Origin of the sequence: Salipaludibacillus sp. CUR1 (assembly GCF_021028955.1) — a bacterium.
In the GTDB taxonomy this organism is placed as follows: domain Bacteria; phylum Bacillota; class Bacilli; order Bacillales; family Salisediminibacteriaceae; genus Salipaludibacillus.
This window is the reverse complement of sequence record NZ_JAIWPE010000088.1, coordinates 1-3,984: the sequence shown is the minus strand read 5'-3', so window position 1 is coordinate 3,984 and position 3,984 is coordinate 1. Positions and strand designations below refer to the sequence as shown.

At 34.7% G+C, this 3,984-nt stretch carries 7 protein-coding genes; all 7 read right to left on the bottom strand.

Annotated elements, in window-relative coordinates; translation table 11 throughout:
• Positions 1-309: 309 nt before the first annotated feature.
• Positions 310-702: an NUDIX hydrolase gene (locus tag K8O68_RS15620; protein WP_230897763.1), complete on the bottom strand. Its 393-nt coding sequence runs from the start codon at positions 700-702 to the stop codon at positions 310-312.
• A gap of 74 nt (positions 703-776) precedes the next feature.
• Entirely contained in the window at positions 777-1,247 is a 471-nt protein-coding gene (locus K8O68_RS15615; RefSeq protein WP_230897762.1) for a GNAT family N-acetyltransferase, read from the bottom strand.
• Positions 1,248-1,412: 165 nt separating this feature from the next.
• Positions 1,413-1,712, bottom strand: a complete 300-nt coding sequence (locus tag K8O68_RS21655; RefSeq protein ID WP_370640537.1) for a TIGR04104 family putative zinc finger protein — start codon at positions 1,710-1,712, stop codon at positions 1,413-1,415.
• 169 nt (positions 1,713-1,881) lie between these two features.
• Positions 1,882-2,094, bottom strand: a complete 213-nt coding sequence (locus K8O68_RS15610) for an ATPase (protein WP_230897761.1) — start codon at positions 2,092-2,094, stop codon at positions 1,882-1,884.
• Positions 2,095-2,144: 50 nt separating this feature from the next.
• The gene (locus tag K8O68_RS15605; protein WP_230897760.1) at positions 2,145-2,561 is read right to left on the bottom strand and encodes a hypothetical protein; all 417 of its coding nucleotides are present in this window, start codon (positions 2,559-2,561) and stop codon (positions 2,145-2,147) included.
• Positions 2,562-2,697: 136 nt separating this feature from the next.
• Positions 2,698-3,051, bottom strand: a complete 354-nt coding sequence (locus K8O68_RS15600) for a hypothetical protein (RefSeq protein ID WP_230897759.1) — start codon at positions 3,049-3,051, stop codon at positions 2,698-2,700.
• Positions 3,052-3,539: 488 nt separating this feature from the next.
• On the bottom strand, positions 3,540-3,984 hold a 445-nt coding region (locus K8O68_RS15595), incomplete at its 5' end, for a transposase (protein WP_230897758.1).

Below are 3,984 nucleotides of genomic sequence, written 5' to 3'. Positions count from 1 at the left end.
TCGAGTCCTCCTTGGGTATCAATTAAGGGTCCTTTTCGCTGATCAGCTTTGGACACCTCGTATCATACCAAGGGGGCTCTTTTTTGTTCAAACCCCAAATTTCTTTCTTACAGGAATGCTTCTTTTTTATATTTTATATCCTAATTTTACCGTTTGCTTATTTTTCTTGTTGTATGATCCTGCTCTTTAGTTAAACTAATAAAAGTAACACTTTGTTGAAGAAGTCTTCCCTTTAGTTTAATTTTTCAATTACGAACTAAGAAAAAGCTGCCTTACAGCTTCCTGGATCTTCAAGTATTCCTCCCTTTACTAGAATAAGGATTGAACCATTAAAGCAACTTCTTTCGGCTTAACATTAATGGCCGATATTCTATCTAAATCTATCCATATAGGCACATACGTACCTCTATTTCTATTCTCATCTATATACTCTTCGCCTTGCCCAGTTCCGTATTCTCCACCAATTATTTCAGATAAGAAAAAGTATTGAGTTCCATTGAATCTAATCTCTGCAATGCAGTCATTTACCTTCACTTCTACTCCTAATTCTTCAAATGCTTCTCTTTTCGCTCCGTCTTCTGGTGTCTCTCCATTTTCTATTCCGCCACCAGGAAAGACATAATATACAATACCTTCTCTAATTCTTTTTATTAGTCCAAACTTTTTATTTTCTATTATTACAACTGAAGTTCTATCCCGCATTCCTGTACCACCCTTTATCAATTCAGTTTAAAGAATCCTCCCCATTACGGGCACAAGAGCAGCGACAACTTGTTTTAGCAAACTTTTTTATAGAAGATAAGAGTTGTATTATCGTTTAACTTCTTGCTAACGCCAGTTTTGTTAAAACCCATTTTTTCATATAAATAACAAATACGTTTCTCCTCTAAAAGAGTGGCTAATTCCCAGGATATAGCCTGAGGGAACATTTCTTCAATTAAAGTAATAGATTTCTGAGCTAATCCTTTTCCTTGATAAGCAGGTAAAATAAACATTGGACTTATCCAAAACTCTGCGTTTTCTTTCCAAAATACACAGATAGCTCCTACAAAATTGTCTTCAGCTAATATTTTATAAAAATTACCATTGGGTCTATTAATTCTTGTTATTACCGTTTCAATATTTTCATTAGCTGGATTAGTATCGTAATCTTTGTACTTATTCATTAAGGGAAAAAAAGCTTTCACTTGACTATCTAAAATTGATTGTGCATCGTTTTCTGTTGCTTTTTCTAACCTCATCTCCATTGCTCCACCAGCCCGCTAGTATATATTTCAATACATAATTCAATGAAAAATCTTTATTTTCTTTCCTTAGCTCTACTCCCTTTTAGCTTATCATCATTTTCCAGTTAACAGGAAATTTAAAAAGCTGAAAATACAGCTCATGGATCATCAACTATTGCTCCCCGTTCAAGAGGCACTATTCTCTTCTGTCTTATATTTAACTATATAAGGGGTAAGGAGTGAGCCAGTAAATGCGATTAATATAGCTACAAAAATTGTACCAAGAACATTATCGAACGGAGACAAAAACAAACCAAAGATTAAAAAAGGTACTATTGTTAAAGCTACGACTATTAACCTTGAAAAGAATGTTATCTTAGATTTCTTTCCGCAATTGTTACATTGAAGTGTACTAAACATCCAATTCGCTTTTAAGATTTCACTCCACTTAAAAGATGCTGCATTACAATGAGGGCATTTTAACAATTTCAACCCCTCCTAACAATTTATTTACGGATAATTCTGAAAAATATTCCAGTTATTGTTCTTAGGCCCCCTTAATTTAACATCATTTTCCACTTTTGAACTAAATAAAAAAGCCGCCTATGCAGCTCTCCGGATCTTCAACTATTTCTTCCCGTCAGAACAACAAGACTTAATTTTTTTCTTTTTTATATTTGTTTTTTAGAAGGCGTTCAGTAGTAAATCCTATCAATAAACCGGCTACAATTGGTAAGAAAGAAATTTCAGTATAAGACGGTGAAACTTTAAACATAAGAATATTTATATTAGCAACAACGCCTATTGTAAACAATATTATCATCGAACCCAATGAAGCTATTAATGGAATCCAAAAGGGTTTATTCATAACTCCACCTCTCATTCATTTACTAACTTAAGCACCCCATGAGTTGACTATTATCGGTTCATCTGCAACTTTATAAAATCTTGTTTGTCTTTAAATATAATCGTTATTTTATACTGATCTTGCTCATATGACTCTAAATTAACTGAACCAACTAAAAAAGAAATAACGTTATCTTCAATGCTTGTTTCCATATCTCCAACATTTCCTGTGATCAAACCATCTCTACTTTCAAATTTAATGTCTATATTATTAATATCTGCCTGAGAAAATTCTAATTCTTTTGATTCAATTTCAACCCAGTTTACCTTTTTTTCCTCATACAATTCTGGATTGAATATGTAACTAACATTCCAATAATCTCCTTCTCCGTAAAAGACTACTTCTTTAGAGACAATAGTTTGTGCAGGTGATGAACAAGCTGTAGAAATTATTATTAGAAAAATACCAAACAATACTCTCCCTTTCATTATTAAACCCCTTTTAAAAAGTTTTCTGCAAAGCAATACCATTTTTTCTTGTCATTTAATTCAAAAATTTAACTTTCTTCTATGCTAGTTTTATGGAAAAAATTAAGTCTTTTATCGCTAACACATTTTGTAACTTTTATGGAGCAAATTGAAGTTCTAATATATCTTTTAACTCAAGAGTTTGCGCCTTTGTTAAGGTAGAGTAATTTGAACCCCCATCAAATAAGACTGCACCACCATCATCTTGAAACCATATATAACGCCGTACTTCCGAAACATTTTTATTAGGTCTATCCAGTTGAAAGAATGCGTCTGCCTCATTTTCCATATTCGGTTTATCAGTATTCTGTGAATTTTGAATAAGAGTTCTTAATTTATTTATGGCTTCTTCATCTGTAATTTCGTTATTAAATGTAACTCCCTCATTACCTTCATTGCTGAAAGGATTACCTACCCTAATGACTTCATCTGCCGAACACCCTAAAAGCATTACTGACAATCCTATGAATGCAAAAATCCCTATAAAATTTCTAATATTAGTTCACTTCCTTATTTTCTTCTTAAACATAATGCTTGGTTAAACGACCTCCCTCTATAAAGTTTAATTTTCTTCTAAATACTAACGGATACTTACAATTTCACAAACACCAGATAAGATTCTCACGCATAAATATGGATATATGTTGAAACTGGAATATATTTTTACAGGCCCAAGTCCATCCTAACGGCCAAACAGGTTATATTTGGTAGATAAGGTATAACCGTGCCTCTAAGGTCTCCACATGTATCACGGTCGCTCACCCTCCCATGTCTCTCCGGCTTATGGGCCATACATTCCTTCGTCCTGCGTATCCATGAGGTGGAGGTCGGATATGCTCCTTTGCTGGGTCTTAGCCCGAATGGTTTCTATATGCTCCGACTCTGCACTGATGGTGTTTGTCTAATAGTAAGGTTACGTCTTTTAAACCTTCGGTTTAGTTAAGCAGCCTGTGCTGAAAAGTTTTGGGGTATGGCTTGCAGTAATTTCGAACCATCAAATGAGCATTGCCTTTGACCAATAACGAATAAAACGCGCAGTAATTTACAGCACAGGGCAATCAGGGACTGTTGTTTCTTCAACGGATTATTAGGGCGTGTGGTGTAATAATGATGCAGGGCCTTAAACGTGGGATTATGGGCCACAAGAGGCCTTATAGCCAGGTACAGAGCTTTTCTTAATTTACTCCGTCCGCGCTTTGTGATCGTGGTCTGCCCTTTGTGTTTTCCTGAACTGTTTTCTCTTAAGCTGAATCCTGAGAGATTTACAAGCTGTTGAGAATGACTGTAATTCATCAAATTACCTGTCTCCGAAAAGAACGTTGTCACAGTCGTTACACCAAGCCCCGTCATATCAATCATTTCATTCGCACCAGGAATAGTGCGT